The organism is Clostridiales bacterium (assembly GCA_018333995.1).
Taxonomy (GTDB): domain Bacteria; phylum Actinomycetota; class Coriobacteriia; order Anaerosomatales; family SLCP01; genus JAGXSG01.
The window spans coordinates 1-5,421 of the sequence record JAGXSG010000025.1 but is presented as its reverse complement, the minus strand read 5'-3'; the positions used below and the strand labels follow the sequence as shown (position 1 = coordinate 5,421).

The window sequence follows — 5,421 nt, the reverse complement described above, 5'->3', positions numbered from 1 at the left end:
TGTCAGCCGCGTGCTCTAACACGCGCTTCAACTCGACGCGCAGGAGCGTTCGGCCGCTTCGCGGTGTAAGCTGATGGCGCGCGAGTTAAGCGCTACATCGTTAGAGCGACGGGATGCCTGGCCTGGATTGCAAGCGCGATCCGTCCCGGGAGGCAGGGGCTTAAGGGCTCCTCGGCAGGAAGCGGGCCGGTGCCAGCCGGGGGTGTGCGGAAGCGGGGGAGTGGGGCCGCCGGTGTACGGACGGATGTCAGCCGCGTGCTCTAACACGCGCTTCAACTCGACGCGCAGGAGCGTTCGGCCGCTTCGCGGTGTAAGCTGATGGCGCGCGAGTTAAGCGCAAAATCGTTCTGCGCAGAGGAGGGGCCGTGGATGATGTCGTGAGGTTTGCCCCTCGGAGATGGCGGGCGCTCGCGAGCGATCTCTTCAGCTGGTCGCTGGTGGTCATCGCGTTTCTTGCCGCAGGCTATCTCACGGGCCGGCTGCCTGACTGGCGACTCGTCTCGGTCGCATGGCTTGGTGGCGTGGTGGGGGCGACTGTGGCGATCGTGACGGGGGTGTTCGACGAAACAATAGAGGTTACCGCGGAACACGTGCGCGGTCCGGGCTCATGGTGGCGTCGCGGGACGATTCCGCTCGTAGAGTTGGACGTGGACGCCCTGAAGCGCCGCCGTCTGCGCGACGTCATCTCGAGTTCTCGCGTACTGCGTTCGCAACGGCTCGGAAAAGTGGTCATCAGTTCCTCCTATTCGCGTGCCGAAAAGCAGCGAGTGATCGATACCGTACTGAGACATCGGGAGCTACTCGGCTCGCGCAGAACAAGCGCATCAAGCTGACGCGCACGAGCGCGTCGGCGCTTCGCGCGGTAAGCTGGTGCCGCGCAGCTTATGCGCTACATCGTTGGGCAGAACAGGGAGTCCCGTGACTGAACTGGAGTACGAACTCGTAGCGGATGACTTCGTTGCGTTCAACCTGCACTACTTCGGCTCGACTGATGCGGGGCGCGGTCTGCGCAAGAGCCAGCGTCTGATGTTGAGCGTAGTCACGCCGTTGCTGATCTTCGGAGCAATCGGACTCATCTTCAAGGACTTCGTCGGCGGGGCTGTACTGGCTGTAATCACGGGCGTGATCATGTGGTTCCTTGCGCCCGCAATCCTGGCTCGCGAGATCAAGCGGAGTCTGGCCCGCATGAACCGAGATGCCGGGCTCGGAGTCACGGGGCTCCATCGGCTCGTGGCTGACGACGTCGGGCTGCGCGAGATCTCGGCGGAGCGCGAGGTGGCGGCGACCTGGAGTGGCACCGACCGGATTGATGAGACTCCGGGCCACGCCTACATCTTCATTGGCCCAGTGCAGGCGTTCGTGATCCCGAAACGCATCGGCGAGGCGGCGGTGGCTGGGTTCCTCGATGTGGTTCGTGAGCATGTCCGGCAGGTGGGTGAGTCTGCCCAACAAAGGCATCAACCTGACCGCCAGAAGGTAGACTGACCTGTAGGCGCCTGTGCGGCAGGTTATGCCTAACACGTTGGGCGGACCCCAGGGGACATTCGTGTGGCACAACGCCCTCCCGGTCATTGCGACCGTGATTTCGCGCGCCGCCGACTAGGACATCCCCGAATCTCCACACTCCCGCGAATCTGCACTTGCATCTTGATTCTAACAGCGTTAGAGTACACTCTAACAGCGTTAGAATCCTGGCGCACACGCCGAGATTCGAGGTCCAAGGGAGCGATGATGACCGCACGTGCGACCCGCAGTGGTGAACCGCGCGACACCCTGACTCGCGACCGCGTGCTACGCGCCGCGATCGAGTTGGCGGACGAGCGCGGCATCGACGCGCTCACCATGCGCGAGCTCGCGAGGAAGCTCGGCGTCGAAGGGGGCTCGCTCTACTACCATGTCGCGGGCAAAGGCGACCTTCTCGACGGCATGACGGATCTCGTCGCGGCAGAAATCGAAGTGCCCTCGGGGTCCTCGGACTGGAAGGAAGCCATGAGGCGGCGCGCGATCTCCGCGCGCGACGTCTTCTCGCGGCATCCATGGGCGAGCGGAGTCATAGACTCTCGTGAGCACAGCGGGCCGGCCCAGCTGGCCTATGCCGACCGTGTCCTGGGAACACTGCTCGCGGCCGGTTTCACGCCGCGGGCGGCCGCCAACGCGTTCTTGGTCCTCGACAGCTACATCCACGGCTTCCAGCGCCAGCAATCGAGTCTGGCACTACCCGAGGGTGTGGAGACCTTCGACGTCGCCGAGGAACTGCTCGCGGAACTCGCACCCGATGCCTACCCGTCTCTGCTGACCATCGCGGCCGACTTCGCTGCGAACCCGCACGACGAGATGAGCCTCTTCGACTTCGGTCTCGATCTCATCCTCGACGGTCTCCAGCGCTCGCTCGAATCCCAGTGATCCCCCGCTCAGCGCTGGGCGCCGCCGGCGTCGCGCGAGCGGCCGAAGAAAGGAAAGGCGTCATGAATGCGATTGTCCAAACCGCTTACGGCTCCTCGGATGTGATCGAGTGCCGGCAGATCGACAAGCCCGCACCGGGCGACGGGCGGGTGCTCGTCCGCGTGATGGCGACCTCGCTCGCGGCGGGCGAGTACTTCGGCATGCGAGGCAAGCCGCTGCCGATCCGGATCTACATGGGGCTTCTCAAGCCCAAGCCCGACTTCGTCGTCGGCATCTCGTTCGCGGGGGTCGTCGAGTCCGTCGGCGGCGGAGTGACCGAGTTCCGCCCGGGCGACGAGGTCTACGGCGAGTGCCACGGCTCGTGCGCCGAGTTCGCGGTCGCCGATGTCGGCTCCATCGCGCCGAAGCCCCGCAACCTGACGTTCGAGCAGGCAGCGGCGGTGCCCACGTCCGCATGCACGGCGCTCCAGGCCCTCCGCGACCACGGCAAGGTCCGCCCAGGACACAAGGTGCTCATCAACGGCGCGTCGGGTGGCGTCGGGACGTTCGCGGTGCAGATCGCGAAGGCGCTCGGTGCCGAGGTGACCGGGGTCTGCAGCACGGGCAACGTAGAGATGGTCTCCGCTCGCTCGGCGCCGACCACGTCATCGACTACACGAAGGAAGACTTCACCAAAGGCAGCGCGCGCTACGACGTGATTCTGGACAACGTGGGCAGCCACTCGCTCTCGGACACCAGGCGCGTGCTCGAGCCCGACGGGCTGCTCCTCCCGAGCAGCGGCCACGCGGGTATGAGTTGGGTGATCGCCGCAGCGATCTCCTCGATGTTCGTCCGACAGCAGGGTCGGGTCTTCATGGCTCTCACCGACACCCAGAGCCTGCTCGCGCTGGGTGAGCTCATCGAGGCCGGCACGGTGACGCCTGTCATCGATAGGACGTATCCGCTGAGCGAGACCGCGCGCGCCTTCGAGTACCTGGACGAGGGACATGCGCGCGCGAAGGTCGTTGTATCCGTGGCTGCGAGCGCAGCATGAGCGCTTCTGCTGGAGGGGGCGTGCGAACGATGGTCGATGTGAGGGTCATCCTGTCGGCTCTATGGGGATCCCTGATGCTGGTCTTCCTGCTCGGGGACGTGCTTCGAATCTTTGCGGGTGACTACACGGCGGGTGAGCTGGCGGGTGTCCCGGCTACCCAGTGGATGTGGGTCGCCGTCGCGGCCGTGATGCTGACCCCCATCGTGATGATGGTGCTGTCGCTGGTGGTGCCGTACCCGGCGATCCGGTGGATCTGCATCGTTGCGGCGGCCGTCTGGGTCGTCTTCAACCTTATGGGTCTGCCGTACCCAGGCGCGTACGACAACTTCCTCATCGGTGTCGGCGTCGTCGTATGCGGGGCGATCATCTGGTGTTCGTGGACGTGGTCGCAGGTCGGGTAGCGGTGGGCCGTCCCTCTGCAGCAGGGTGACTGGAGTGCATATGAACGCACCGGTTACGAGCAAGTCGTGGTTCAACGCTCGTCGTGTCGGATTCGGATGGCGGCCCGTGAGGTGGCAGGGCTGGTTCACGAGTGCAGTGTTCGTCGCACTTGTACTGGGCGTCACGCGGGTGACCGATGACCCGGCTGCGATTGCGGCCTTAGTCGTCCTTCTCGTCGGCCTTCTCGCCCTCGTGTGCTACCTGACGGGCGGGAAGCCCGGGCCGATGCGGTCGGGCGACCGCGAGCAGGGACCATCCGATGACGAGTAGAATGTGAGGGCGCTGTCCCGTCTGCGGGCGGCGCCGCCCAACAAACGGATCAACCTGACTCGCTTCGCTCGCAGGTTATCCGTCAGACGTTGGGCGGACAAGAGTGACAGTAAGGCGTGGATTAGCATTCTGTTAGGTCTTTCGGGTACGCTTCGCCTGAATGCCGCATAGAAAGGGGACACCGAAGTGGCACAGATGTTCATGAGGGGAATCCCTGATCTTGGCCGCCTTGCGACCAACAAGAGCTTCCAGAAGGATCTGAAGACCTTCCTCCAGATGGATGATGCGCTTCGTCAGGCGGTTGTTGATTTGTCCAAGACCCACGCAGACTACTTTGACGAGGATGTAGTCAAGGACGCGGCCGCCGCACACGGCGTCAGCGTTGAGGATGTCCTTGAGAACTTGGTTGTAGCCCTAGTCGTGCGACGGTCTGTTGACAGTGACCGACGATCAGCCGATGACTCGATGGCGCTGCTTCGGGAGGCGGCAGATGGCGACGACGAGTTCGCCAGGCTCGTCGCATCTAGTGAGCCTTTTCTCCGAGAGATGATGAAGATTACGGACGAAGACCAGCTTGATGCCTGGACCCATGAGGCACTAGCATCGTTCTTGCCTCGGCTCGTTGACATAGAGGCCACCTGGGAGATACGCCCGGTTGCCAACTCGGAGGGCAAAGCGGTTGATTTCGTGCCATTGGTGATCTTGCGGCTCGAGTCACACAGTCCGGGAGACACTGGCGAGATGGTTGTGCAACTTGATGCCAGAGCGTTATCCAAGTTGCGGAGTGTCCTCAGTCGGCTGGATGAGAACGAAGAGGCCATTGCTGATTGTTGCAGGAGACTGTGTTCCACACCTAAGGCATCGGAGTAGCCATGAGCGAGTGGCTTCAGAGCTTCCTTGTTGCAGCCTCAGAGAGGAATCAGGCGCTCACAGTAGTCGCCCTGTTCGCGATTCTTGCCAACTTGTTCAAGTACACCCTGGAGTTCGCGTTCGGTTCGAAGGAACTGCGAATGCTTGAGCGGCAGATGGACAACATGTACGAGATTGCCACTGGCAAACTGCCGCCAACGAAGCGGAAGAAGAACGGGTAGAATCTCATACACTGGCCTTAGGAGATTTCTGTGCTGGAGAATCAAGCGCTTATCGCTTTGCTCGGCATATTCGTCCTGATTGTCGCGCAAGTCATTGCTGGAGCACGCACGAAGTCCCGGATGCGCAATCTGCAATCGAGGGCGCGCGAACTGTCGTCCCTGATGCGCCTCGAGAGTGCCCCC

The 5,421-nt window shown here is 63.0% G+C and carries 9 protein-coding genes; all 9 read left to right on the top strand.

Features of this window, described 5'->3' with window-relative positions:
* The first annotated feature begins 365 nt into the window (after positions 1 to 365).
* Positions 366 to 833, top strand: a complete 468-nt coding sequence (locus tag KGZ40_07125; GenBank protein ID MBS3957285.1) for a hypothetical protein — start codon at positions 366 to 368, stop codon at positions 831 to 833.
* An 85-nt stretch (positions 834 to 918) separates the two neighbouring features.
* Complete coding sequence (locus KGZ40_07120; GenBank protein ID MBS3957284.1) at positions 919 to 1,485, top strand: YcxB family protein; 567 nt, start codon at positions 919 to 921, stop codon at positions 1,483 to 1,485.
* A 246-nt stretch (positions 1,486 to 1,731) separates the two neighbouring features.
* Positions 1,732 to 2,403, top strand: coding sequence for a TetR/AcrR family transcriptional regulator C-terminal domain-containing protein (locus KGZ40_07115; protein MBS3957283.1), 672 nt, complete (start codon positions 1,732 to 1,734; stop codon positions 2,401 to 2,403).
* Positions 2,404 to 2,552: 149 nt separating this feature from the next.
* A complete protein-coding gene (locus KGZ40_07110) occupies positions 2,553 to 3,101 on the top strand; it encodes an NAD(P)-dependent alcohol dehydrogenase (GenBank protein MBS3957282.1) in 549 nt (182 codons plus the stop codon).
* Positions 3,098 to 3,436 carry a zinc-binding dehydrogenase gene (locus KGZ40_07105; GenBank protein ID MBS3957281.1) on the top strand — a complete coding sequence of 113 codons (339 nt, stop codon included), beginning with the start codon at positions 3,098 to 3,100 and terminating at the stop codon, positions 3,434 to 3,436. Before KGZ40_07110 ends, KGZ40_07105 begins: the two co-directional genes overlap by 4 nt.
* Before the next feature lie 20 nt (positions 3,437 to 3,456).
* Positions 3,457 to 3,837 carry a hypothetical protein gene (locus KGZ40_07100; protein MBS3957280.1) on the top strand — a complete coding sequence of 127 codons (381 nt, stop codon included), beginning with the start codon at positions 3,457 to 3,459 and terminating at the stop codon, positions 3,835 to 3,837.
* Positions 3,838 to 3,877: 40 nt separating this feature from the next.
* Positions 3,878 to 4,147 carry a hypothetical protein gene (locus KGZ40_07095; protein MBS3957279.1) on the top strand — a complete coding sequence of 90 codons (270 nt, stop codon included), beginning with the start codon at positions 3,878 to 3,880 and terminating at the stop codon, positions 4,145 to 4,147.
* Between the two features lie 186 nt (positions 4,148 to 4,333).
* The gene (locus tag KGZ40_07090) at positions 4,334 to 5,017 is read left to right on the top strand and encodes a hypothetical protein (protein ID MBS3957278.1); all 684 of its coding nucleotides are present in this window, start codon (positions 4,334 to 4,336) and stop codon (positions 5,015 to 5,017) included.
* Between the two features lie 2 nt (positions 5,018 to 5,019).
* Positions 5,020 to 5,238, top strand: a complete 219-nt coding sequence (locus tag KGZ40_07085) for a hypothetical protein (GenBank protein ID MBS3957277.1) — start codon at positions 5,020 to 5,022, stop codon at positions 5,236 to 5,238.
* Positions 5,239 to 5,421: the final 183 nt, after the last annotated feature.

What these genes read in the sequence shown, in the direction of transcription:
- KGZ40_07095 (MBS3957279.1), top strand. Translation starts at nt 3,878, where the DNA reads ATGAACGCACCGGTTACGAGCAAGTCGTGGTTCAACGCTCGTCGTGTC.
- KGZ40_07085 (MBS3957277.1), top strand. Translation starts at nt 5,020, where the DNA reads ATGAGCGAGTGGCTTCAGAGCTTCCTTGTTGCAGCCTCAGAGAGGAAT.
- KGZ40_07115 (MBS3957283.1), top strand. Translation starts at nt 1,732, where the DNA reads ATGACCGCACGTGCGACCCGCAGTGGTGAACCGCGCGACACCCTGACT.